A 24,092-nucleotide genomic window follows, 5' to 3' on the forward strand; every position below is an offset into this window, starting at 1 on the left:
CTTGGCGCGGCACTGTCTCGGAAAAGTTGCAAAACGGGTGCAGCCCGGGAGCGGCCTTCGTCGTCGGACGGGTGACACCCTTCCCGCACCCGAACCGAAGCCACCCGGCACCCCACGCCGTCGATGATCGAGCCGTCGGGGTGACGAACGCGGAATCGGGGTGGGCATGGCCAGGTGGACCGTCGGACGGCTGGTGGCCTTCGGCTACGTCCTCGCGATGCTCGTCACCGCCGTCCTCGGCGGCAGCGCCTACGTCCGCATCGAGTCGATGAGCCACACGCAGGCCTCGGTCGAACACAGCTACCAGGTGCTCGACCGCATCGCCGCGCTGCGCGCCCAGCTGCAGGACGCCGAGCGCGGCCAGCGCGGATACCTGCTGACCGGCCGGGACACCTACCTGGCGCCGTACGCGAGCGCCGTGCGCGACGTGACCGCGACGATGAGCGGGCTGGCGTCGGCCGCCGCCGGCGATCCCGTGGCCCGGCGGGCGCTGACCGACCTGCGACCGGTCGTGGCGGGCAAACTCGACGAGCTCGCCGAGACCGTCCGGTTGCGCCGCGTCCAGGGCTTCGCCGCGGCCCAGAGCGTCGTGCTCACCGACCGCGGCGACCAGGAGATGGACCGGATCCAGACGATCATGGCCGGCCTGGAGCGCCACGAGCGCTCCGTGCTCGCCACCAACCGGGCGGCGCGTGCCGCCGGCGCCACCGCCACCCAGCAGCTGCTGCTCGCCGGCTCGGCGTTCGCCGCGCTGGTGATGGGCGGCGTCGCCGCGTGGGTGACGCGTTCGCTGACCTCGCCGGTCCGCCGGATCACCGCCGCGGCCGACCAGGTCAGCGCCGGTGACCTGGGCCAGCGGGTCCGGCCCACCGGCCCGGTCGAGCTGCGTCGCGCGGCCGAGGCGATCAACGCGTCGGTCGACGCGATCTCCGCCGCCCGCGACGAGGCGATCGCGGCCACCGCGGCGAAGTCCGCGTTCCTCGCGACGATGAGCCACGAGATCCGCACCCCGATGAACGCGGTGATCGGCCTGACCGGGCTGCTCCTGGACACCGAGCTGGGCGACGACCAGCGGCGGCTGGCCGAGACCGTGCGCGACAGCGGCGAGTCGCTCCTCGCGATCATCAACGACATCCTCGACTTCTCCAAGATCGAGGCCGGTGAGCTCGGCCTCGAGCACACCCGGTTCGACCTGCAGGAGTGCCTCGACACCGCGCTGAGCCTGGTGGCGCTGCCCGCCCACGCCAAAGGACTGGAGCTGGTCGGCTCGCTCGCCGACGACTGCCCCACGTTCCTGAGCGGCGACGTGACGCGGCTGCGCCAGGTGCTGGTCAACCTGCTGTCGAACGCGGTGAAGTTCACCGAGCGCGGAGAGATCGCGGTGTCCGTCGACGGGCGCCGGATCCCGGGCGGCACGGTCGAGCTGGAGATCAGCGTCCGCGACACCGGCATCGGCATCCCGGCCGACCGGATGGACCGCCTGTTCCGGGAGTTCAGCCAGGTCGACGCGTCGACGACCCGGGTGTACGGCGGCACCGGGCTGGGCCTGGCGATCAGCCGGCGCCTGGTCACCGCGATGGGCGGTGACCTGCGGGTGACCAGCGAGGTGGGCGTCGGTACGACGTTCACGTTCACGGTGCCGCTGACCGCGCACGCCGACCGTCGCCGCACCGCGGCGCCGGCCGCGCTCGCCGGGAAGTCCGTGCTCGTCGTCGACGACAACCCGGCCGCCCGGCGGATCCTCGCCGCGCGCCTGGCGTCCTGGGGTCTGCGCTGGGCCGAGGCCGACTCGGCCGAGGCCGCCGTGCTGGCGCTCACCGACGGCATCGGCTACGACGCCGCGCTGATCGACGCGAGCCTGCCCGGAACCGACGGGGCGCGCCTGGCCCGCCGGCTGCGCGACCTGCCCGCCGGGCGGGACCTGCCGCTGGTGCTGCTCACCGGCGCGACCGGGCAGCCGGACCTCACCGGCGACGGCCTGTTCGCCGGCGTGCTCACCAAGCCGCTGCGCCCGGCGCTGCTGGCCGCGACGCTGGGGCGGCTGCTCGACCCCGACCACGTCGAGACCGGGCGGCGCTCCACCGACCTGGCCGAGGCGCCGGTCGCCACCCGGCGGCTGCGTGTGCTGCTCGCCGAGGACAACCCGATCAACCAGCAGGTCGCGCAGTTCATCGTGGAGAAGCTCGGGCACCGGATCGACACCGTCGGCAACGGCCAGGAGGCGGTGGAGGCGTTGGCACGCACCCGCTACGACGCGGTGCTCATGGACGTGCAGATGCCGGTGCTCGACGGGCTGGAGGCCACCCGCCGGATCCGGGCCGAGGTGCCGGTCGAGCGGCAGCCGCACATCATCGCGATGACCGCGAGCGTGCTGGTGGAGGACCAGGCCGCGTGCCGGGCCGCCGGGATGGACTCCTACCTGCCCAAGCCGGTGCGCGCCGCCGACCTGGCCGCGGCGCTGGCCGCGGTGGGCGGCGGCGCTCCGGCGCCGGTGGTGCGGGCCGAGGTCGCCACCGACGACGACGACGCCGGTGCGCAGAACACGGCCGACATGCGGGGACGGCTGGAGGACCTGATCGAGCCGGACTCGGACGCCGACGAGCGGGCCCTGATCGGGCGGATGTTCACGTCGTTCGTGCAGCGGCTGCCCGGGGCGCTGGAGAGCGTCGAGTCGGCGATCGGCGCCGGTGACGCGCCCGCGGTGGCGACCACCGCGCACAGCCTCAAGGGGATGGCGTCGAACGTCGGGGCGATGCGGCTGTCCCGGCTGGCCGCGTCGATCGAGGACGCCGCCCGCTCCGGCGCGCCGGTGCCGGCGGACGTGTGGTCACGCCTGTCCGGCGAGGCCGGGGACGCGGCGGCCGCCGCCGAGGCGATCGGGGCCGAGCTCGCCCCCGCCGCGGCCGCGGTCTGACCGGGCTCAGCCGAGCATGGTGACCGCGGCGGTGATGCCGCCCAGGACGACGAGGACACGCAGGAGGGTGGCCGGGAGGCGGCGGCCGATCAGGGCGCCGACGTAACCGCCGCCCGCGGAGCCGAGCGCGAGCAGCCCCGCGGCGGCCCAGTCCACGTCGGCGATCACGACGAACAGCACCGACGCGACGACGTTCCCGGCCGCGATCGAGAGCGTCTTGAGCGCGTTCACCACCCGCATCTCCAGATCGGCGCCGAAGCCCAGCACCGCCATCATCATCACGCCGGACCCGCCGCCGAAGTACCCGCCGTACACCCCCACGAGGACGCAGGCCACGGTGGTCGCCGCGGAGAGACGCCCCCCTCCGCGGTCGCGGCGCCGCAGCCGCCCCGAGACGAACGGCTGCGCACCGACGAGCAGGCAGGTGACGAGGATCAGGTACGGCACGACCGCCGCGAACACCCCGGGCGGCAGCGCCAGCAGCAGCACCACGCCGAGCACCGCGCCGCCCGCGCACGTCACCAGCACGACCGTCGTCACCAGGGGCTTCTCGCGCAGTTCGCGGCGGTAGCCGAACGAGCCGGACAACCCGGCCGGCGTCAGACCGATGGTGTTGGCGACGTTCGCGACGACCGGCGGGAGCCCGACCGCCAGCAGCACCGGGAAGCTCAGCAGCGACGCGAACCCCACGGTGGAGATCAACACCCCGGAGCCGAGCCCGGCCAGCAGCACCAGCGCGTACTCGGCCGGTGAGTTCACCGCAGCAGTATACCTAAGTGACCCTAGTCACTCTAAACTGGACACACCGACCGGGAGGTGTGTCATGGGACCGGAATGGGTGGCGATTCTCGCGCTGATCGCGCTGTTCGTCGCGGGTACGGCGTTACCGATCAACATGGGCGCGCTGGCGTACGTGGCCGCGTGGCTCGTCGGCATGTACTCGCTGGGGCTGGACGAGAAGGAGATCCTCGCCGGGGTCAGCGGCGACCTGATCCTGACGTTGATCGGCGTGACGTACCTGTTCGCGGTGGCCCGCGACAACGGCACCGTGGACGTGATCGTGAACTCGGCCGTGCGTGCCGTGGGCGGGCGGGTCGCGCTCATCCCGTGGGTGATGTTCGCGGTGACCGCGGTGCTCACCGCGATCGGCGCCGCGAGCCCGGCGGCGTGCGCGATCATCGGCCCGATCGCGCTCGGGTTCGCCGGTCGGTACGGGATCAACCCGTTGATGATGGGCATGTTCGTGGTGCACGGCGCGCAGGGTGGGGGCTTCTCGCCGATCAGCATCTACGGCACGATCACCAACTCGGTGATGGAGGAGGCCGGTCTCCCGACCGGGGAGATGACCGTGTTCCTCGCGAGCCTCGTGATCAACCTGGTGATGGCCGGGATCCTGTTCGTGCTGTTCGGCCGCGGGCTGCTCCGCCGCCGGGTGACGACGGACCCCGCCGCCGACGCGGAGGTGGCCGTGCCCGCCGGAACCGCGCCCGCCGGGACCGCGCCCGCCCGGATTGCGGCCACCGGGACCGCGACCACCGGGACCGCGACCACCGGAGCGGGGCCCGACGGGGAGCGCACCGCGGACGACCCGCCGGACGACGGCGCCGGCGGGAGCACCCGGCGGCGGACCGTCGGGACCGGGGGAACCGGGGCGTCGGCGGAGACCGACGACGCCGAGCACACCGGCAGCCGGCGCGACCACGTGCTCACGCTCGTCGCGTTCGCGCTGGTGGCGATCGTGGCGCTGGCGTTCGACAAGAACATCGGGTTCGTGGCGATCACCGCCGCGGTCGTGCTCGCGATGCTCTCCCCCACCCGGCACCGCGACGCCGTCCGGCAGATCGCCTGGCCGACCGTGCTGCTCGTCGCCGGCGTCAGCACGTACGCGACGGTGCTCAACGAGGCCGGGTCACCGGAGTTCGTCGGGAAATGGGCGGCCGGGCTCGGCGCGGTGGTGATCGGCGCGCTCGTGCTGTGTTACGTCGGCGGTGTGGTCTCCGCGTTCGCCTCGTCCACCGCGCTGCTGCCGGTGATCATCCCGATCGGGGTGCCCCTCGTCGTCGAGGGCGGCATCGACGCGGCGCTGTTCGTGGCCGCGCTCGCGATCTCCTCGACGATCGTCGACGTCAGCCCGTTCTCCACCAACGGCGCGCTGATCCTCGCCAACCGTCCGGACGCGGTCCCGGAGGCCCGCTTCTACCGGCAGATCCTCACCTACAGCGTGATCGTGGTGCTGGTGGGACCGCTGCTGGTGTGGGCGGCACTGGTGCTGCCCGCGTAGCGCGCCGCCGACGTTTAGCCCGGCTCGGTGGGGTATGCCGCCCGCTACCGCAGACCGAGAGGTGGCTGTCCCATGCCAGGAACACGCGTTGTCACGACGGTGGCCGCGGTCGGGGTGACCGGGTGGGCCGCCCGCCGGGTACTGACCCGGCGGGCCGCGCGCAACAGTTCGGTTCCGAACCGCTGGCGGTTCGTCACGGTCAACGTCTCCCCCGACCGGGTGACGCCGTATCCGGAGCCGCTCCGCAGCCTCGGCCCCGACGCGGAGATCGTGGTTCGTCCGGCGCCCGGCGGCAAGGGCACCGAGATCGGCGTCCGGCTGGCCGAGGGTGAGCCGACCGGCGCGAAGGCGGCCGCCCAGCGGTTCGCCGGCACCGATCCGCGCCAGGCCGTGCGTGCCGCGCTGCGCGATGCCAAGCAGCTGCTGGAGGTCGGCGAGGTGCTCTCCCCCGACCGTCCCGGCACGACGGAGAAGACGCTGACCGGCAAACCGCTGGAGCTGGCGATCGCACATGCGAAAGGAGAGGGCCGCTCGTGAAGGCACTGACCTGGCAGGGCGTCAACAAGCTGTCGGTCGAGGACGTCCCCGACCCGCAGCTGATCAACTCACGCGACATCATCGTCAAGGTGCGCAAGACCGTGACCTGCGGCTCCGATCTGCACCTGCTGGGCGGCTACATCCCGTTCATGAAGAAAGGCGACGTCCTCGGCCACGAGTTCGTCGGCGAGGTGGTCGAGGTCGGCCCCGAGGTGCGTAACCACACTGTCGGCGACCGAGTCGTCGTCTCGTCGTTCATCGCCTGCGGGAAGTGCTGGTACTGCTCCCAGGAACTGTTCTCCCTGTGCGACAACGGCAACACCAACCCCGCGATCACCGAGGAGCTCTGGGGCTACGCGCCGGGCGGCTGCTTCGGCTACTCGCACGCGATGGGCGGCAACGCCGGCAGCCACGCCGAGTACATCCGGGTGCCGTTCGCCGACGTCGGCGCGTTCTCGATCCCCGACGACGTCAGCGACCTGCGTGCGCTCTTCGCCTCGGACTCCGCGTCGACCGGCTGGATGGGCGCCGACCTCGGCGGCGTCCGGCCCGGCGACGTCGTCGCGGTGTGGGGCGCCGGCGCGGTCGGGCAGATGGCGGCGCGGGCCGCGGTCCTGCTCGGCGCCGAGCGGGTCGTCGTCGTCGACCGGTACGAGTACCGGCTCGAGGCGGTCCGCCGTCACGTCGGCGCGGAGACGCTCAACTACGAGAAAACCGACGTCGGGGGCGAGCTGCGGGAGCGCACCGGTGGGCGGGGACCGGACGTCTGCATCGAGGCGGTCGGCATGGAGGCCCACTCCACCGGGCCCGACTACGCCTACGACCAGGTGAAGCAGCAGCTGCGCCTGCAGACCGACCGGCCCACCGCGGTCCGGCAGGCGGTCCACCACTGCCGCAAGGGCGGCTCGGTGTTCGTCCTCGGCGTGTTCGCGGGCGTGGTCGACAAGTTCCCGCTCGGCGCGATGATGAACAAGGGCCTGACCATGCGGGGTGCGCAGATGCACGGCCAGCGGTACATCCCGATGCTGCTCGAGCGCATGCGCACCGGTGAGCTGGTGACCGAGCACCTCGCCACCCACACGATGCCGCTGACGGACGGCCCGAAGGGCTACGAGCTGTTCAAGGAGAAGGAGGACGACTGCGTCCGCGCCGTCTTCGAGCCCTGAACCGCGGCCGGCCGGCGTCACGCGAACAGTGACGCCGCGCCGGCGGCGAACATCCCGGCGACCACCAGCCCCGCCAGCACCCGGGTCACCGGCGAGAGCCGCCAGGCGCCCATCGTCCGCCGCTGCGCGGAGAACCAGACCAGCGGCACCAGCACCAGCGGCAGCGCCACGGTGAGCAGCACCTGGCTCCAGACCAGCACCGTCACCTGCGGCAGGCCGCTCCCGGCGATCAGCGCGGCCGGGATCAGACAGGCGATCCGGCGGACCGCGGGCGGGGCCGGGAACCCGGGCACCAGCCGGCTGATCACGTCCGCGCTCACCATGCCGTTCGCGGTCGAGGACGCCAGCCCGGCGCCGATCAGCGTGATCGCGAACAGGACCGTGGTGACCGCGCCGACCGAGCCCAGCGCGTCGGCCAGGTCGGTGCCGCTGCCCGCGCCACTGGCGGTGATCGACATGATCGCGCAGTTGACCGCGAACGCCACGCCGAGCGCGGCGCCGGTGGTGATCAGCGAACGGCGGCTCAGCCGGGCCAGCCGGCGCGGGGTGGCCCGCCCGCCGTCCGTGCGGTCGGCGGCCTCGCGCAGGTCCCGGGCCAGTGCGCTGTGCAGCAGGATGTTGTGCGGCATGACGACCGCGCCGATCAGCCCGGCCGCGACGACGATGCCGCCCGGGGGCAGCGGCGCGGGGCGCAGGCCCGCGACGACGTCACCCACGCCGTGCTGGAACAGCACCGACAGGTAGACCGCGCCGACGAGCCCGAGGCAGGTGTAGACGGTGCGCCGGCCGACGCCGGGTGGCGCGACGAGCACCGCGAGGATCAGGGCGGTCGCGACGGCCACCGAGGCCCCGGTCGACCAGCCGGTGAGCAGCTGGACCCCGATGACGACGCCGAGCACCTCGACGATCTCGGTGATGACCAGCACCCCGAGGATCGGGGGGACGAGCGCGGCGCGGGCCGGGCGGGGCAGCCGGGTGCGCAGCAGCGACGCCAGGTCCTGGCCGGACGCCAGCCCGAGCCGGGCCGAGAGGTACTGCAGGAACAACGCGAGGACGGTCGCGAGCGCGAGCACCCAGACCAGCCGGTACCCGAACTGGGCCCCGGCCGCGACGTCCGTGCCCCAGTTGCCGGGGTCGACGTACCCGGCCGAGACCAGCAGCGCCGGGGCGATCGTCCCGGCGCTCGCCGGGAGCAACCGCCGTGACGCCCGGACGGCCGGGGCGTCGACCGCCACCGCGGTCACGGTCGTCCCCCGCGGGCCGCCGCCAGGCGAACTCGGAGTCCCAGGACCAGAAGGAGCACGAGCCCGGACACCACCAGCGCCGGGTGCCGCGACCAGGCGGCGAGCGGAACGAGCAGCGCCACCAGCACGACGAGACCGGGCCGGTGGCGGGCCACCACCAGGAACGGCGCCTCGAGAGTGTGGGAGATCAACGGAGCCTCCAGGGCAGGCCGCGGTGCCCGGCGCCGCGACGCCGGGCACCCGCGGGATCAGTCGGTGCCGGTGACCTTCTTGACGACGTTCGCGATGCCCTGCGCGGTCGAACCGGCGGCGGTGCCCGGCTTGCCGCGGCCCTGCGAACCGTCGTAGGTGGCGTACAGCTTCGGGTCCGGCGGCGGCAGCAGACCGATGTCGTCGCTGGGTACGGGCGGGTTCTGGACCAGGATCTCCTGCTCGTCGACGAGCGTCAGCCCGCGCGCCCAGCGTCCCTCGGGGCCGGTGCTGTCCTCGTCGAACACCCAGTAGGTGTGGTCCTGGACCTTGTCCTCGTTCTCGAAGTTGGAGTCCTCGATGATGTCGGCGAGGCCGTCCTCCTGAAGCTGCTCGATGCCCAGGAGCCACTGCTGCTGGTGGAAGGTGTCCCGCGCGAGGTTGAACTTCAGCATGCCGCGGATACCCGCGTCGTCGGTCATGTTGTAGATGCGGCTGGTCTGCAGCCGGCTCTGCGCCTCGGCGTGGACGTTGGAGCGGAAGTCGGCCAGCAGGTTGCCACTGGCCACGATGTACGCGCTCTGCCACGGCACGCCCTGGCTGTTGAACGGCAGCGCGCCGCCACCGGAGACGATCGCGTGCTGCGGGTTCATGCCGCCGAGCACGGCCCCCAGAACCGGGTTGGCCGCGGCGGCCTTCTCCGTGGTCTCCGACGGGGCGCCCTCGAGCAGCCGGGCGATCATCGTGCTGAGCATCTCGACGTGGCCGATCTCCTCGGTGCCGATGTCGAGCAGCATGTCCTTGTACTTGCCGGGGATCCGGCAGTTCCAGGCCTGGAACAGGTACTGCATCATCACGGTCATCTCGCCGAACTGACCGGCGACGAGTTCCTGCAGCTTCATGGCCATGATCGCGTCCGGCTTCTCCGGCTTGGCCTCGAACTGCAGGTTCTTCACGTGGCGGTACACGGGTGCGCTCCTCGCGTCGGGGTGGCGGCCGGCGGATCCGGTCGCTGCGAGGACACTCGCGGACACTCGTCGCCCACTCGTCCGTCCGCTCGTGCGCGGCCCGCCCCGGTTCGCGGGCGATCGGCGTTCGCGCCGCGTCCCCGGCGCGTCTCCCGGGCGTCCACGACGCGTGAATTCCTGCGAAGGATCAGGTGTAGACGATCGGCGACGGGTCATCCCGCCGCATGCCGTGAGGCGCTCGGGACACGGGGCGGACACGCGGCATCCGCGACGAAGGGTCGACCTCCGATGACGTCCTCGCGCCCGAGCGGCATGGCGCTCCGGCTGCTCAACACGTTCGACCTGAGCCTCGACGAACAGCCGGTGCGGGTGTGCGGCTCGGCGCAGCGCCTGCTGGCGTTCCTGGCGCTGCACCGCCGGCCCGCGCACCGGCGGACGCTGGCCTCGTCGCTCTGGCCGGACCTGACCGACAAGTCGGCCGCCACCCGGCTGCGCTCGACGCTGTGGCGGCTCCCGTCACCGGACGGGGGGCGTCTGGTCGATTCCGACGGTGGCCAGATGCGACTGACGCCGGTGCTGGAGGTGATCTGCACCTGGTCGAGGACGACACGATGGCCGAGCGGGTCGACATCACGCAGCTCGTCGGTGAGGTACTGCCCGACTGGGACGAACCGTGGGTGGAGGCCGAGCGCGAACGGTTCCGCCAGCTGCGGTTGCACCGCCTCGAGGAGGCCGCCGACCGGGCCCTGGACGACGGGCACCACCACCTGGCCCTGCAGGCGGCGCTCTCCGCGTGCGCCGCCGAGCCGCTCCGGGAGAGCGCGCACCGGCGGGTGATGCAGGTGCACCTGGCCGAGGGCAACCCGGCCGAGGCGCTGCGCCACTACCACACGATCCGCCGCCTGCTCCGGGACGAACTCGGCCTGCCCCCGGCGTCGGCTACCCGCGCGGTCGTCTCCCACCTGCTGGGCCGCCCGGTCGACACCCGATCCGCGTGAGCGCCGTAGTGCGCTCGAGCACCGGTCCGCCCGAGCACCGATTCGCCTGGGCACCGATTCGCCCGAGCACCGATTCGCCCGAGCACCGATTCGCCCGAGCACCGATTCGCCCGAGCACCGATTCGCCCGAGCACCGATTCGCCTGAGCACCGATTCGCCTGGGCACCGATTCGCCTGAGCACCCGCGGTTCGCCGGAGAACCGGTCGCCGGAGAACCACCGTCCGCCTGCACCCGAAGGAGAGCGTCATGGCCACCGCACGCGACGAACTGGCGTTGCCCGACTACGACCGTCTGACCGCGGACGAGCTGCGTGAACGGCTGGAGCCGCTCACCGCCGCCCAGGTCGAACGGATGCACCGGCACGCCCGCGACGCCGACGCACCGAACGCGACCGTCGAGATCCTGGCCGAACGGTCCGAGGCGCTGCGCGACGCCCTGAGCACCCCGCCCACCGACGACGCCCCGGCGTTCCCGCACCACGGGGCGGGCACACCGGGCGGCACCGTCTCCCCCGCCACCAGCACGGCGCCCCCGATCAACCCGCCCTCCCACGGCGACCCCACGAACCCGTCCCAACCCCGCGGGTGAACCATCGGCGCAGCCCGGCGAGCGTGCCACCCGCTCATCCCGCGAGAGCCGCTCGCTAACCCGGCGAGCGAGCCGCTCGCACACCCCCGCGAGCGAACCACCCGCACAGAGCCCATGGGTGAACCGCCCGCACAGCCCCACGGGTGAGCCGCCCGCACAACCCCGCGGGTGGAGCGCCGGCTCAGTGGGCGCGGAGCTGGTCGCGTTGCTGGAGGCTGAAGAGCAGCGCGAGGGACGGCACGACGATCACGAACGCGATCGCGGCGACGATCGTCAACGCCCAGAGCGTCGGGGCCGGCGCGGCGGCCTCGGCGATCGTCACGTGGGTACCGAGCACGTACGGGTACTGCGCCACGCCCCAACCGGCCACGATCGTGCCGGCCGCGGTGATCGCGAGCCCTTGGAGCAACCGGGGCGCCGCCCGCCCGAGCAGCAGCAGCGCCGCCACCCCGCACGCGCCGGAGGCCAGCACGAACGGCAGCCCCCGGGCCAGCAGGCCGTCGAACAGGCGCGGTGAATCGGCGTGCAGTACCGCGATACCGGCGAGCGCGACCACCCCGGTGACCACGGCGGAGATCCGCGCCCGCCGGGTGAACCACCGCCCGAGATCGGCGATCTTCCGGCGCTCCAGCTCGGCGGCGGGCACCGGACGACGCCGGGCCTCCGCGGTGAGGAACACCGCGGCGACGAACGCGCACACCAGCACCGCGAGCACGCCCCCGAGCAGCGACGTCGGGTTCACCCAGCTGGTGATCGCGTCGCCGTGCCCGCCCGCGGGCACCCGCCCGGACGCGATCCCCCCGGCCACCGTGCCGAGGAAGAACGGCGTGATGACCGACGAGGTGGCGAACGCCGCCCCGGTGACGCGCTGCTGTTCGGTGTGCACGACGACTTTCCGGAACGCGAACCCCGAGCCGCGCACGACGATGCCCAGCGCCGCCAGCCCCAGCGGAACGTAGAGCGTCGTCGTGATCGCGGCGAACGCGGCCGGGAAACCGGTCCACAGCATCACCAGGCAGAAGATCAGCCAGACGTGGTTGGCCTCCCAGACCGGCGCGAGCGTGGTGTCGATCAGGTGCCGTGGTTCGCGGCCCCGCCGGGCGCCGCCCGCGGTGAGGTCCCAGAAGCCGGCGCCGTAGTCGGCCCCGCCGAACACCGCGTAGGCGACGACGCCGACGAACAGCACTACCGCGGCGAACGTACTCACGAGGAGGCCCCCGGTCCGTAGGGCACGGCGGTCTCGGTCTCGGTCTCGGTCTCGGCGCCGGTGCCCTCCGCCGCCGCGTCGTCGTCGGCGCGCCACCGTTTGCGCAGCAGGCCGAGCACGTAGAAGGTGGCGACGCCCACCGCGGCGTAGAGCACGACGGTGGCGGCGAAGAGCAGCCAGATGTTGCCCTCGGTGGTCACCGCGTCCCGGGTGAGCAGGTGCCCGACGACCGTCCACGGCTGCCGACCGACCTCGGTGACCACCCAGCCGGCCTCCAGCGCGACGATCGCGGCGACCCCGCTGAGCGCCGTGGCCCGGAGGAACCACGGGCTGCGGGGCAGGTCACGCCGGCGCCACCAGGCCCAGCCGAACCACGCCGACAACCCCAGCAGCGCGGTCCCGATGCCCACCATCACGTCGAAGCTCAGGTGGACGACGGTGACCGCCCGATCGGTGGGCCGGTACTGCGGCGGAATCTCCTCCAGGCCCCTGATCTCGGTCGACGGCACGTACCCGGAGAGGATCGACGCGCCCCACGGGATGCCGACGCCGTAGTGCACCTTCTCGTCGGAGTACCAGCCGCCGAGCACCTCGGGCACGTGCGTGTCGGTCTCGTACAGCGCCTCGATCGCGGCGAACTTGGCCGGCTCGTTGCGGAACACCTCGCGGGCGGCCACGTCACCGACGACGATCTGCACCGGCGTGACGAGCGCCGCGACGGTCAGCGGGATGAGGAGCCCGAGCCGGTGGTAGCGGTCCCGGCGGCCACGCAGCATCCCGACGGCGTAGACCCCGGCGACGGTGAACCCCGCGACCATGTACGCGGCCAGCAGCATGTGCAGCGCCTCGTACCAGAACGCGTCGTTGAACAGCACCTCCACCGGGCGCACGTCGACGATCTGCCCGTCGCGCAGGGTGAACCCGGCGGGCTGGTTCATCCAGGCGTTCGCGGCGACGACGGACGAGGTGCCGCCGACCCCGGACAGGACCACCGGAACACCCGACCAGAAGTGCGGCCAGGGTTTCATCCGGTTCCAGCCGTAGATGTAGATCGCGACGAAAATCGCCTCGATGAAGAAGAACAGGCCCTCGATCGCGAACGGGATGCCGAACGCGGCCCCGTACGTGCCCATCAGCCCGGGCCAGAGCAGGCCGAGCTCGAAGCTCAGCACCGTTCCGGAGACCGCGCCGACCGCGAACAGCACCGCCGCGACCTGCGACCACCGGCGGGCGAGCCGGAGCGCGACCTCGTCGCCGTGCCTGATGCCCCGGTAGTTGGCGATGAGCATCAGGAACGTGAACGCGACTCCGAACGGCACCAGGATGATGTGGAAGCCGAGCGTGAACGCCATCTGCTCGCGGGCGGGCCAGAGCTGTTCCGGGTCCGCGGCCAGCACCCACTCCATGGGACCTCCCGATTCGGTCGGTACTCACCGTAGACACGTGCGTCGGTTGCGCCGGGGGACGACGCGCACCATGTATTGACGCGACGTCGCCGGGTAACCGTCCCCATGGCTACCAGTACCCACCGACAGGATGTCGTCGACCTGCTGATCGAGCAGCACGAGCAGGTCAGGTTCCTGTTCACCGAGGTGAAATCGGCGTCCGGCGACGCCCAGCGGGACGCGTTCGGGCGGCTCGTGCGGCTGCTCGCCGTGCACGAGAGCGCCGAGGAGCTCCTCGTGCACCCGGCCGCGCGGCAGTCGGCCGGCGACGAGGTCGTGAGCGCACGCCTGCACGAGGAGCACGACGCGAAGAAGGAACTGTCGGAGCTGTACGACCTCGGCGTCGGCGGAGCCGGGTTCGACAAGCGGTTCGCCGCGTTCGAGCGGGCCGTGCTCGACCACGCCGCGCACGAGGAGAGGGAGGAGTTCCCGGAGCTGCGCCGCACCGTCGACGCGAAGCGGCTGGTCGACATGGCCGGCGCGGTGCGGGCCGCGGAGGCCGTCGCGCCGACCCGTCCGCACCCGGCGGCGGGTGAGTCCGCGCTCGGCAACCTGCTGGCCGGCCCGCCGCTCGCCCTCTTCGACCGTGCACGCGACGCGGTCGGCGACTGGACCCGCGGCAACCGTCCGTGAGCCGGGTTCCCCGCCGGGCGCGATAATCGGGCGGTGGGCGGTACGCGGATCGGGGTCGTCGGGGCGGGGATCGTCGGGCTGGCGATCGCGCGCCGGCTCGCGCGGCGCGGCGCGGACGTCGTCGTGTTCGAGAAGGAAGCGGACGTGGCCCGGCACCAGACCGGGCACAACTCCGGCGTCGTGCACGCGGGCATCTACTACACCCCCGGGTCGCTGAAAGCGACGCTGTGCCGGCGCGGGGTGTCCCTGCTCGCCGAGTTCTGCGCCGCCCACGACCTGGCCTACCGCGAGATCGGCAAGGTCGTGGTCGCGCGGGACGAGGCCGAGGTGGCGCGGCTCCAGGACATCGAGGAGCGCGCGCACGCGAACGGGGTGCCGGGCGTGCGGTGGCTGTCCGCGGCCGCGCTGCGTGAGATCGAGCCGCACGTCACCGGGGCGGCCGCGCTGCACTCGCCGACGACGGCGATCGTCGACTACGTGGCGGTGGCACGGGCCATGGCGGCCGATCTGTCCCGGGCCGGTGGCGAGGTGCGGCTGAACGCGCCGGTCACCGCGATCGAGCCGGCCGGCGACCGGCTGCGGGTGCGCGGCGAGGTGCTCGACCGGCTCGTGCTCTGCGCCGGGCTGCAGTCCGACCTCGTCGCGCGGCTCGCCGGGGACGATCCGGGGCCGGCGATCGTGCCGTTCCGCGGGGAGTACTACCGGCTGACGCGGCCCGGCCTGGTCCGCGGCCTGGTGTACCCGGTGCCGGACCCGGCCTACCCGTTCCTCGGCGTGCACCTGACCCCGCGCGTGGACGGCACGGTCGACGTGGGCCCGAACGCGGTGCTCGCCACCGCGCGTGAGGGCTACCGCCGCCGGGACGTCGACCTGCGCGACCTGGGCCGGACGCTGGCCTGGCCGGGGTTCCGCCGGCTGGCCGCGAGACACTGGCGCGCCGGGGTGCGCGAGATCCGCGGGTCGGTGTCGACGGCGGCGTTCGCGGCCGCGGCCCGGGACTACGTGCCCTCGTTGACGCCCGGGGACCTCGTTCCCGCGCCGGCCGGGGTGCGCGCGCAGGCCGTCGACCGCGACGGTGCGCTCGTCGACGACTTCCGGATCAGCACGCTCGGCCCGATCACCGCCGTGCGCAACGCCCCGTCCCCCGCGGCCACGTCGTCGCTGGCGATCGCGGAGTACGTCGTCGACCGGATCTGAAACCGGCGTCGACCGGGGGCGTCACGGTACCGATTGACAGGCAAGTAGCCACTTGCCTATGGTTCCCGGCATGGCGGACGTGTTCAAGGCGCTGGCCGACCCCACCCGCCGCACCATCCTCGACGAACTGCGTGAACGCGACGATCAGACGCTGTTCGAGCTCTGCGGCCGGCTGACGATGAAACACGGCCTGAGCTCGTCGCGGCAGGCGATCTCGCAGCATCTCGACGTTCTCGAGGAGGCCGGTCTCGTCACCACCCGGCGCGAGGGCCGCTACAAGTACCACCGGCTCGACACGTCACCGCTGCGGGCCATCGTCGAGCGATGGCCGCTCACCGACCAGGAGTAAGCGATGAAGATCTACCTCACGAACGTCTTCGTGGACGACCAGGCCACCGCGCTGGCCTTCTACACCGACGTGCTCGGGTTCGCCACGAAGGAGGACATCCCGCTCGGCGACGACCGGTGGCTCACCGTGGTCTCCCCCGACCAGCCCGACGGGCCCGAGCTGCTGCTCGAGCCGTCCGGGCACCCGGTGGTGCGCCCCTACAAGGAGGGCCTGGTCGCCGACGGCATCCCGGCCGCGTCGTTCGCGGTGGACGACGTCGCCGCCGAGTTCGCGCGGCTGTCCGGGCTGGGCGTGACGTTCACGCAGGAGCCCACGGATCTGGGCCCGGTCGTTCTGGCCGTCCTCGACGACACCTGCGGAAACCTCATCCAGCTGGTGCAGCGCAAGTAACGCGGGCCCGGTCCCGTTGCGGGGCCTTGTCGCAACGGGACCGGTCCCCAGTTGGTCAGGCCGGATGTGCCGCCACCTCGGCCGCACCGGGCCGGCGCGCCCGGCGCCACCGCCGCCACCCGCGGAAGCGGCCGGCGCCGAGTCCTCCGGTCACCCGGTCCAGGAAGATCGCCAGGATCACCACCGCGAGCCCACCCTCGAACCCGGTGCCGATGTCCAGCTGCGTCACCCCGCGCACCACGATCTCGCCGAGGCCGCCGGCCCCGACCATCCCCGCGATCACCACCATCGACAGCGCCAGCATGATCACCTGGTTCACCCCGGCCATGATCGACGGCAACGCCAGCGGCAGCTGCACCTGACGCAGCACCTGCCCGGGCCGCGACCCGAACGCGTGCGCGGCCTCGACGATCTCCGGGTCGACCTGGCGGATCCCCAGCTCGGTCAGGCGCACCGCGGGCGGGATCGCGAACACCGTCGTCGACACCGTGCCCGGCACCACGCCGATGCCGAAGAAGAACACCGACGGGATCAGGTACACGAACACCGGCAGCGTCTGCATGAAGTCCAGCACCGGCCGCACGATCGCACCCGTCCGTGGGCTCCGCGCCGCCAGCACCCCCAGCGGCACCCCGATCAGCACCGCGGCGAGCGCGGCGATCAGCACCACGGTCAGCGTCTGCATCGCCGCGGTCCACAGCTCCATCGACACGACCAGCAGGAACGCGGCCACGGTGAAGACCACCAGCTGCCACGACCGCGCCGCGACCCAGGCCAGCACCGCGAACACCGCGATCACGACCCCGTAGGGCGGCGTGTGCAGCACCCGGTACAGCCCGTTGATCACCTGCGTCACGACCGACGCCAACCCGTCGAACACCCCACCGAAGTGTTCGAGCAGGAACGTCACCAGCGCGTCGACCCACTCGCCGACCGGAACCCTAGGCACGGACACCTCCCAGCGCCGTCAGGAGGTCGCGGTCCGAGACCACGCCGACCAGCCGACCGTCGTCGACGACGACCAGCGGCGCCGACACCGCCAGGTGCGCGAACTCCACCAGCGGCCGGTCCGGCGGCACCACGTGGTACCCGTCGGCCACCCGCGCCGAGAGGTCCGGCTCCCCCGCGTCGAGAGCGGCGGCCACGTCCGCGGACCCCACCAGGCCCAGCAGCTTGTCGTCGGCGTCGAGCACGAACACGTCGGAGCCCAGGACGTCGGCCGGAGCGGTGGAGAGCACCGCGGTCGAGGGCGCCGGGCGCATCACCGCGGACGCGGTCAGCACCCGGGCGCGGTCGACGTCGGCGACGAACTCACCGACGTAGTCGTTGGCCGGCGCGGCCAGGATCTCCGGACCGGTGCCGCACTGCTGCACCCGCCCGTCCTTGAGCACCATGATCCGGCTGCCGATCCGCATCGCCTCGTTGAGGTCGTGGGTGACGAACACGATCGTGCGCGGCCGGTCGGCCTGCAGGTCCAGCAGCAGGTCCTGCATGTCCCGGCGGATCAGCGGGTCCAGTGCGCTGAACGGTTCGTCCATCAGCAGCACGTCCGGGTCGGTGGCCAGGGCCCGGGCCAGCCCGACCCGCTGACGCTGGCCGCCGGAGAGCTCCTGGGGCCGGGCGTCCCCGCGGTCCCCCAGCCCCACGCGCTCCAGGGCCCGGTCGGCGCGGTCCAGCCGCTCCGCGAGCGGAACCCGACGGACCTCCAACCCGTACGCCGCGTTCTGGCGCACCGTCCGGTGCGGAAACAGCGCGAAGTGCTGAAAGACCATGTTGACGCGCCGGTTACGCAGTTCGCGCAGCTCCGCCGCTCCCAGCCCGGCCAGGTCGACGCCGTCGATCGTCACCGTGCCCGACGTCGGCTCGACCAGGCGGTTGATCATGCGCAGCAGCGTCGACTTGCCCGAGCCGGACAGGCCCATGAGGACGAACAGCTCGCCGGCCTCGACGGTGAAGTCCACGTCGTCGACGGCCCGCTTCGTCCCGTAGACCTTCGTGAGGCCGGTGCCGGTGATCATCCGCCCACCACCGCGGCCACGCCGTCCTTGCCGTCGACGGTCTTCACGCCGTCGAGCCACGTCGTGACGACGTCCTTGTTCGCACCGAGCCACGTCGACGCGATGTCCTTCGCGGGCTTCTTCTGCGGGCCGAACGCGTCGATCCACTGCGACGCGGTCTCGGCGTCGACAGTGATCTGGGACAGGAACCTCGCGAGGTTCGGGTCGTCGGACCCGAGGCCCTTGCGGGTCAGCACCCGGATCTCGCCGGCGCCCGGCCACACCTTCTGCGGGTCGTCGAGGAACGTCACGTCCCACTTCACCACCATCCAGTGCGGCTTCCACGCCAGGAACACCACCGGCTGGTTCTTCGCCACCCGGCGGGTGACCTCGGCGAGCATCGCCTCGGTGCTGCTCGGGGTCAGCGTCCAGTCGCCCAGCCCGTAGGCGTCCGTCTTGATCGCGTCGAGAATGGCCTGGTTGCCGGGGGTGCCGGGCTCGATGCCGAGGACCTCCTTCTTGAAATCGGCGGCGTGCCGGTCCAGATCGGCCAGCGACGTGACGCCGAGCGTCGACGCCTGGTCGCCGGGGACGCCCGGGGCGTACCGGGTGCCGGTGAGCAGCGTGCCGGTGACCTCGACCGACCCGGCGTCGATCAGCGTGCCGAACACCGACTCCTGCGACGGCCACCAGTTGCCCAGGTAGGCGTCGGCCTTGCCGGTGGAGAGGGCCTGGGCGCCGAGCGGCACCGCGACCTCCTGCACGGACGGCGCGTAGCCGAGCTTGGTCAGGATGTCGCTGACGATCTGGTTCTCGACGATCAGGTCCTCCCAGGGTTGCTGGACGAGCCGGACCGTCTTCGTCGCGTCGCCACCGTCGTTCTCGCCGAACGCGGTGTCGCCGGAGTCCCCGCAGGCCGCCAGCACCGCGGTCAGGGCGAGGGCGCCGGCCAAGAACCGTACTTTCATCGAGTCTCCTTAGTCGGTGTCCACCCACACCGGGGAGGACCAGGCCATCTCGCCGTCCACCTGGATCACGCGGACGTAGTAGTAGGCGCCGTCGCCCACCTCGTCGGTCCAGTGCAGACGCTGCTCGCGGGCGCCGAGCGAGGTGAGGCCCCCGGTCGCGCGGAGGACGGTGAGCCGCCCGCCGTCCCCGCCGGGAAGTTCCAGGCCGACGAGCGTCTCCAGGCTCGTGCGGGCCCCGTTGAGGGTGACCGTCGCGTCGGGCGGGCCCACGAGCGTCAGCTCGACGCCGCCGCGCTGGGCGCCGTAGGGCTCCCCGAACGACTTGGTCGACGCGTGCCAGCGGGCCGTCGTGCCGGTCACCGCGGTGAGCTCGGGCGACAGGTACGGCGTGGCCAGTATCTCGCCGCCGGCGATCGTCAGCTCACCGGACCAGTCGGTGGTGACCGCGCTGCGGCCGAACTCGATCCGGATCGGCAGCTCGAGGTGCCCGTCGGGCAGGCCGAGGTCGGGGCGCAGCTCGCGTACCGTCTCGCCGTTCCGGACCAGCTGGACGCGGGCCAGGTCGCGGTACCCGCGGGCGTAGACCTCGATGTCGACCGGGCCGCTGCGCCGGATCTCCGAGCCCATGAACGCTCCGCCGACCCGCACGTCGACGAGCACGTCGCGGGTGGTGGCGCCGAAGACGCGCCGGCCGGTCAACGCGGTGAAGACGCCGTCGCGGGTGAGCCGGTCGGCGAACGCACCGACGTAGCTGGCGCCGTTGCCGTGGTCGGAGCTGGCGATCAGGCCGAACCGGTGGCCCCGGCCCAGCCCGTCGGCGACGAACGTGCCGTGCCGGGTGGCGTCGGAGTACTGGCGGAAGACGCCGTCGGCCTCGTAGTTGCCGCGGCAGGCCTGGAAGACCTCGACCAGGCGCAGGTACTGCGGGTCGGCGTAGTCCCAGTCGTAGGGGATCATCGCCGAGCCCGGGTGGTGCGGGATCGTGAGCGCCGGGTAGTCGGGGTGGCGGCGCAGGCTCGCCCAGAGCTCGTCGGGGGTGCGTGAGCCCTGCGCGAAGCTCGAGTAGATCGGGGCGCCGCGCTCCACCGAGCCGTAGATGACGTTCTGGTGGCCGGTGTCACCGGTCCACTCGAAGCCGTAGAACGGCACGAACCGGTCGTCGACGCGGAACAGGTCGGCGATCTTCTGGATCGACCACCACTGGTAGGCGCTGCTGTTCTCGGAGTGGTCGGTGACCGCCCAGAAGTCGTAGTCGCAGACGTCCCAGCCGTAGCGGTAGAAATCGTCGAGCGAGGGTTCGTCGCCGGACGTGCAGCGGCTCACCAGCGAGTGCCGGTGCAGGTCACCCCAGTAGAGCGTGAGCGTCTGCCCGTCGACGTCGGTGGTGTACCGGTCGGTGTCCGCGCCGAGCCAGCCGCGGACCTCGCGGCGGGTGCTGCTCCCGGCGAGCGGGAGCGGACGCTCGGCGCGCGCGGGCCCCGCGGCGCCCGGCCGGGTGGCCGAGCGGATCACGCCCACGCCGTGCAGGCCGTGCCACACCACCGAGCCGAGGTGCTCGAGCAGCACCGGGCACTCGCGCCCGCCGAAGCCCTCGGTCCAGGTGAGGCTGCGCTCCAGGCGCCCGTCGGCCTGCCAGGCCACCCGGACGCCGTCCGGGGCGGCGCAGACCGCGGGTTCCTCCAGCGTGCCGTCGCTGCCGCCGAACGTGACCGGAGCCGACCAGCCGTCCGGGCCGAGGGTCTGGGCCGCGACCTCCCAGTAGTAGGTCATCAGCGGCAGCTGGCGGTGCACCCGGTAGGCCACGGTCAGGCCGCCGTCCGGGTCCGCGGCCAGGCGCGGCAACCCGCCGGGAACGACGTTCAGACCGGGCGCGAGGACACCGCGGGCCTCCCGGAGCCCGTCGTCGCCGACGCGCACCACACGCAGCGCCGCGGTGACGTCGGGAAGGAGTTCGGGCGGGACCGAGTCGCCGGACTCGCGGGCGCCGACGACCGCGGGTGCGTCGGCGAGCTCGGCGGCCGGGCGCAGCCGGGTGGGCCCGGAGCCGCCGTGCCCGTGCACGGCGATGAGGTCGAACGCGCACCAGATCGCGCCGTCGGTGGTGACCGCGAGGCTCGGGTGCAGCGCGTAGTCGGTGCCGGAACTCACCGGGCGGGCCGGTCCGCCGCCGGTGCGCACGACGACCCGGTACGACCCGTCGACGTACTCCGACCACGCGTGGACGCTGCGGCCGTCGGGCGTCACGGCCACCGCCGGGTCCCAGGCGTTGCCCGCGGCGCCCGCGCTGGCGAGCACGGTCTCGCCCCAGACCCCGTCGCGGTACCGGCGCGACCAGATGCCGAAGCCGGTGCCGTGCGGGCCCTGCCAGACGACCTCGAGGCCGTCGGGGGTCGCGGTCACCTCCTGGTTGAAGCTCGGGTGCCCGCTGCCGCTGATCCGCTCCGGTGCGCCGCCGAAGCGCTGCGCGTGCACGGCGACGTGCCCGGCGTCGTCGGACCGGCCGTAGAGGACCCAGGCGACGCCGTCCGGGTCGAAGACCGCCGACGGGCGGAAGCAGTCGCCGGGCTCGGGGGTGAGCACGAGCCGCTCGCCGTCGAGCTCGGCGACGATCCGCTCCCCGGCGCCCTCCTCCCAGTCGATCCAGACGTACAGCTCCCGCCCGTCGGGCGCGACGGCCACCGCGGGCCGCGCCGCCGCGCTCCCGGCCCGGGCGGAGACGTCGTGGCCGGGTACGCGGTGGTGGCCGGGGAGGCGGGGTGCCGCGGCGAGGTGGGCGTCGGCGGTGGCCAGGTAGTCGGTGAGGCGGCCGCCGCCCTCGTCGACCCACATGTAGCGCAGCGGATCCGGATCCAGCACCGCGACGACGTCGCCGACGTCCCGTGACTCGTCGATCGCCGCCGCGAGACGCCGGTTGAACGCCAGCACCCGCTCCAGGTCGGCGCGCTGGCGGTCGGTGTACCCGTCCGCGTGATGGTCGAGACCGCAGCACTCCATCATGGGCAGAACCTTCTCGTCCGGCGTCGAACGAGAACAATCCCCTGGAGCCGGGGGACCGATACCAATTCCCTACCGACCCCATAGGATTTACGAATGGACCGCCGCCAGCTGGAGTACTTCCTCGCCATCGTCCAGACCGGCGGCTTCACCAGCGCCGGCCGGCGCCTGCGCGTCGCCCAGCCCTCGCTCTCCCAGGCGATCCGCGCCCTCGAACGTGACCTCGGCACCCCGCTCTTCGACCGGCTCGGGCGCGGCGTCGGCCTCACCGCCGCCGGCGAAGCCCTGGTCCGGCCGGCCAAGCAGGTGCTGCGTGACTTCGCGACCGCCCGCGCGTCGGTGGAGAGCGTGCTCGGCCTCACCGGCGGGCGGCTCGACATCGTCGCGCTCACCACGCTCGCCGTGGACCCGCTCGCCGCGCTCATCGGCCGGTTCCGCGCCGCGCACGAGCGCGTGGACGTGCGGGTCACCGACCCCGAGCTCGACAACGCGGTCACCGGGATGGTGCTCGAGGGCGACTGCGAGCTCGGGCTGGCCGAGTCGCCCGGCGGCGTCGAGGGCCTCGACCATCTGCGCCTGCGTGACCAGGAGTTCTTCGCCGTGCTCCCGCCGGGCTCGGCGATCGACCCGGCGCACCCGATCGAGGTGGCGGAGCTCGCCGGCTGGGCCCTGGTGTCCACGCCGGAGGGAACCGCGATGCGTACGCTCGTCGACCGCGAGCTCGGCCGGTGCGGCGCCGCGCCCCGCGTCGCGGTCGAGACGACGCACCGCGCCGCGATCGTGCCGCTCGTCCTGGCCGGGGCGGGCGCGACCGTCTTACCGCCGCGCCTGGCCGAGGACGCGGCCGGGCGCGGCGCCGTGGTCGTGCCCACCACCCCCCGCCTCGTGCACGGCGCGGTGATGATGTGGCGCAGCGGCCAGCTCTCCCCCGCCGCCCGCGCGTTCGTCGAGCTGGCCCGGCTCGACGAGACCGCGCTCCCCCCGGCGGGCACCGCCGGCCCGACGCGGTCACCGTGACCCGGACCCACCCGGCCGGCGCCGAGTCGATCACGTGCTCGCTGCGCGGGTCGGGCGGCGAATAAGCTCCCGGTATGGCTCCCGAACCGACCCCGGCCGAGGTGCTCGTCCTCCGGCGGGCACTGGAGGGATCGGTGCTGCCGCGCCACCAGGCCGGTGGCTCGCCGCAGCGTTTACTCACCAGCCTGCTCGGCGAGCACTGGCTCGACGTGGACGCCGCGGTGCCGCTGGGGGTGCTGATCGACCTCGTCGCGGAGTTCGGCATCAGCGAGACCAGCGCGCGGGCCACCGCGAACCGGCTGGTCAAACGGGGTGCGCTGGAGGCGGGCAAGGTCGGGCGCCACGCCTACTACCGGCTGTCGGACACCGGCAGGCAGGACATCCGGCACAAGACCGGCACCGTGCTCGGCTTCGGCCCGTCGGCCCGGCCCTGGGACGGCCGGTGGACGCTGGCCGCGTTCAGCGTGCCCGAGGAGCAGCGCCGGCTGCGGCACCAGCTGCGCAGCTACCTGCGGTGGCTCGGGTTCGCGCCGCTCTTCGACGGCCTCTGGATCTCCCCGCACGCCGGGCTCGACGCGCTGCGCGAGGTGTTCCAGGCCGTCGGCGTCGACAACCTGAGCGCGTTCCGGGTGGTGGAGACCGCGGTGGGGTGCGCGCCGCTGACCGCGTGGGACCTCACCGAGATCCAGGCCGCCTACCAGACCTTCGTCAAGGACCACGGCGCGCTGCCCGAGCAGCTCGAGGCCGGCACGGTGACGCCGGCCGCCGCGCTCGTGCAGCGCACCCACCTGATCGAGACCTGGCGGATCTTCCCCGGCCTCGACCCGGACCTGCCGGCCGAGCTGCTGCCCTCCGACTGGCCCCGGCCGGCGGCCCACGCGCTGTTCAGCGAGCTCTACGACGGGCTCGGGGAGCTGGCGACGCTCCGCTTCCGGCAGATCGTCGCCAAGCACGAACCCGACCTCGCACCGCTCGTCGGCCACCACACCGTCGCGAGCTGGACCTAGGG

The 24,092-nt window shown here is 73.1% G+C and carries 22 protein-coding genes; 12 read left to right on the forward strand and 10 right to left on the reverse strand.

Features of this window, described 5'->3' with window-relative positions:
* Positions 1 to 166: 166 nt before the first annotated feature.
* Positions 167 to 2,914: a hybrid sensor histidine kinase/response regulator gene (locus ABD437_RS19610; RefSeq protein ID WP_344650320.1), complete on the forward strand. Its 2,748-nt coding sequence runs from the start codon at positions 167 to 169 to the stop codon at positions 2,912 to 2,914.
* Between the two features lie 6 nt (positions 2,915 to 2,920).
* Here the strand turns inward: ABD437_RS19610 and ABD437_RS19615 are convergent, their stop codons facing one another.
* Complete coding sequence (locus ABD437_RS19615; protein ID WP_344650321.1) at positions 2,921 to 3,673, reverse strand: sulfite exporter TauE/SafE family protein; 753 nt, start codon at positions 3,671 to 3,673, stop codon at positions 2,921 to 2,923.
* A gap of 64 nt (positions 3,674 to 3,737) precedes the next feature.
* On the opposite strand from ABD437_RS19615, the gene ABD437_RS19620 reads away from it, so the two are divergent.
* The 3 genes from ABD437_RS19620 (at position 3,738) to ABD437_RS19630 (ending at position 6,898) form a co-directional block, all read left to right on the forward strand.
* Positions 3,738 to 5,195, forward strand: coding sequence for an SLC13 family permease (locus ABD437_RS19620; RefSeq protein ID WP_344650322.1), 1,458 nt, complete (start codon positions 3,738 to 3,740; stop codon positions 5,193 to 5,195).
* Between the two features lie 72 nt (positions 5,196 to 5,267).
* Positions 5,268 to 5,732, forward strand: a complete 465-nt coding sequence (locus ABD437_RS19625) for a hypothetical protein (protein ID WP_344650323.1) — start codon at positions 5,268 to 5,270, stop codon at positions 5,730 to 5,732.
* Positions 5,729 to 6,898 (forward strand): zinc-dependent alcohol dehydrogenase, encoded by a 1,170-nt coding sequence (locus ABD437_RS19630; protein WP_344650324.1) that lies wholly within the window; start codon positions 5,729 to 5,731, stop codon positions 6,896 to 6,898. The genes ABD437_RS19625 and ABD437_RS19630 overlap by 4 nt, the downstream gene beginning before the upstream one ends.
* A gap of 17 nt (positions 6,899 to 6,915) precedes the next feature.
* On the opposite strand, the gene ABD437_RS19635 is transcribed toward ABD437_RS19630, so the two are convergent.
* From ABD437_RS19635 to ABD437_RS19645, 3 genes are read right to left on the reverse strand one after another with little or no spacing between them, the layout of a single operon-like run.
* Entirely contained in the window at positions 6,916 to 8,142 is a 1,227-nt protein-coding gene (locus tag ABD437_RS19635; protein WP_344650325.1) for an Nramp family divalent metal transporter, read from the reverse strand.
* On the reverse strand, positions 8,139 to 8,333 hold the full coding sequence (locus ABD437_RS19640; RefSeq protein WP_344650326.1) for a hypothetical protein: 195 nt from the start codon (positions 8,331 to 8,333) through the stop codon (positions 8,139 to 8,141). The genes ABD437_RS19635 and ABD437_RS19640 overlap by 4 nt, the downstream gene beginning before the upstream one ends.
* Before the next feature lie 57 nt (positions 8,334 to 8,390).
* A complete protein-coding gene (locus ABD437_RS19645) occupies positions 8,391 to 9,299 on the reverse strand; it encodes a manganese catalase (RefSeq protein ID WP_344650327.1) in 909 nt (302 codons plus the stop codon).
* Positions 9,300 to 9,910: 611 nt separating this feature from the next.
* Between ABD437_RS19645 and ABD437_RS19650 the strand changes: the two genes are divergently transcribed.
* Complete coding sequence (locus ABD437_RS19650) at positions 9,911 to 10,297, forward strand: AfsR/SARP family transcriptional regulator (protein ID WP_344650328.1); 387 nt, start codon at positions 9,911 to 9,913, stop codon at positions 10,295 to 10,297.
* Between the two features lie 247 nt (positions 10,298 to 10,544).
* Positions 10,545 to 10,886, forward strand: a complete 342-nt coding sequence (locus ABD437_RS19655) for a hypothetical protein (RefSeq protein WP_344650329.1) — start codon at positions 10,545 to 10,547, stop codon at positions 10,884 to 10,886.
* 181 nt (positions 10,887 to 11,067) lie between these two features.
* Here ABD437_RS19655 and ABD437_RS19660 read toward each other — a convergent pair whose 3' ends face one another.
* Positions 11,068 to 12,093: a cytochrome d ubiquinol oxidase subunit II gene (locus ABD437_RS19660; protein ID WP_344650330.1), complete on the reverse strand. Its 1,026-nt coding sequence runs from the start codon at positions 12,091 to 12,093 to the stop codon at positions 11,068 to 11,070.
* A complete protein-coding gene (locus ABD437_RS19665; protein WP_344650331.1) occupies positions 12,090 to 13,499 on the reverse strand; it encodes a cytochrome ubiquinol oxidase subunit I in 1,410 nt (469 codons plus the stop codon). The genes ABD437_RS19660 and ABD437_RS19665 overlap by 4 nt, the downstream gene beginning before the upstream one ends.
* Positions 13,500 to 13,604: 105 nt before the next feature.
* On the opposite strand from ABD437_RS19665, the gene ABD437_RS19670 reads away from it, so the two are divergent.
* From ABD437_RS19670 to ABD437_RS19685, 4 genes are all read left to right on the forward strand, one after another.
* On the forward strand, positions 13,605 to 14,171 hold the full coding sequence (locus ABD437_RS19670; protein WP_344650332.1) for a hemerythrin domain-containing protein: 567 nt from the start codon (positions 13,605 to 13,607) through the stop codon (positions 14,169 to 14,171).
* 33 nt (positions 14,172 to 14,204) lie between these two features.
* The gene (lhgO, locus tag ABD437_RS19675; protein ID WP_344650333.1) at positions 14,205 to 15,368 is read left to right on the forward strand and encodes an L-2-hydroxyglutarate oxidase; all 1,164 of its coding nucleotides are present in this window, start codon (positions 14,205 to 14,207) and stop codon (positions 15,366 to 15,368) included.
* 70 nt (positions 15,369 to 15,438) lie between these two features.
* Positions 15,439 to 15,717 carry an ArsR/SmtB family transcription factor gene (locus tag ABD437_RS19680; RefSeq protein ID WP_425558186.1) on the forward strand — a complete coding sequence of 93 codons (279 nt, stop codon included), beginning with the start codon at positions 15,439 to 15,441 and terminating at the stop codon, positions 15,715 to 15,717.
* Between the two features lie 3 nt (positions 15,718 to 15,720).
* Entirely contained in the window at positions 15,721 to 16,107 is a 387-nt protein-coding gene (locus ABD437_RS19685) for a VOC family protein (protein ID WP_344650335.1), read from the forward strand.
* A 55-nt stretch (positions 16,108 to 16,162) separates the two neighbouring features.
* Here ABD437_RS19685 and ABD437_RS19690 read toward each other — a convergent pair whose 3' ends face one another.
* Genes ABD437_RS19690 through ABD437_RS19705 form a run of 4 tightly spaced genes read right to left on the reverse strand, consistent with a single transcriptional unit; the run spans position 16,163 to position 22,069 of the window.
* On the reverse strand, positions 16,163 to 17,056 hold the full coding sequence (locus ABD437_RS19690; RefSeq protein ID WP_344650336.1) for an ABC transporter permease: 894 nt from the start codon (positions 17,054 to 17,056) through the stop codon (positions 16,163 to 16,165).
* Positions 17,049 to 18,125, reverse strand: coding sequence for a quaternary amine ABC transporter ATP-binding protein (locus ABD437_RS19695; RefSeq protein ID WP_344650337.1), 1,077 nt, complete (start codon positions 18,123 to 18,125; stop codon positions 17,049 to 17,051). The genes ABD437_RS19690 and ABD437_RS19695 overlap by 8 nt, the downstream gene beginning before the upstream one ends.
* Positions 18,122 to 19,072 (reverse strand): glycine betaine ABC transporter substrate-binding protein, encoded by a 951-nt coding sequence (locus tag ABD437_RS19700; RefSeq protein WP_344650338.1) that lies wholly within the window; start codon positions 19,070 to 19,072, stop codon positions 18,122 to 18,124. The genes ABD437_RS19695 and ABD437_RS19700 overlap by 4 nt, the downstream gene beginning before the upstream one ends.
* A 9-nt stretch (positions 19,073 to 19,081) precedes the next feature.
* Positions 19,082 to 22,069 carry a DUF3604 domain-containing protein gene (locus tag ABD437_RS19705; RefSeq protein ID WP_344650339.1) on the reverse strand — a complete coding sequence of 996 codons (2,988 nt, stop codon included), beginning with the start codon at positions 22,067 to 22,069 and terminating at the stop codon, positions 19,082 to 19,084.
* A 93-nt stretch (positions 22,070 to 22,162) separates the two neighbouring features.
* Here ABD437_RS19705 and ABD437_RS19710 point away from each other — a divergent pair, with 93 nt between their 5' ends.
* Both ABD437_RS19710 and ABD437_RS19715 read left to right on the forward strand, forming a co-directional pair.
* The gene (locus ABD437_RS19710) at positions 22,163 to 23,083 is read left to right on the forward strand and encodes a LysR family transcriptional regulator (RefSeq protein ID WP_344650340.1); all 921 of its coding nucleotides are present in this window, start codon (positions 22,163 to 22,165) and stop codon (positions 23,081 to 23,083) included.
* Between the two features lie 74 nt (positions 23,084 to 23,157).
* Positions 23,158 to 24,090, forward strand: a complete 933-nt coding sequence (locus ABD437_RS19715; RefSeq protein WP_344650341.1) for a PaaX family transcriptional regulator — start codon at positions 23,158 to 23,160, stop codon at positions 24,088 to 24,090.
* The last annotated feature ends 2 nt before the right edge of the window (positions 24,091 to 24,092 follow it).

The sequence above is a fragment of the Cryptosporangium japonicum genome (genome assembly GCF_039524755.1).
Classification (GTDB): Bacteria; Actinomycetota; Actinomycetes; order Mycobacteriales; family Cryptosporangiaceae; genus Cryptosporangium; species Cryptosporangium japonicum.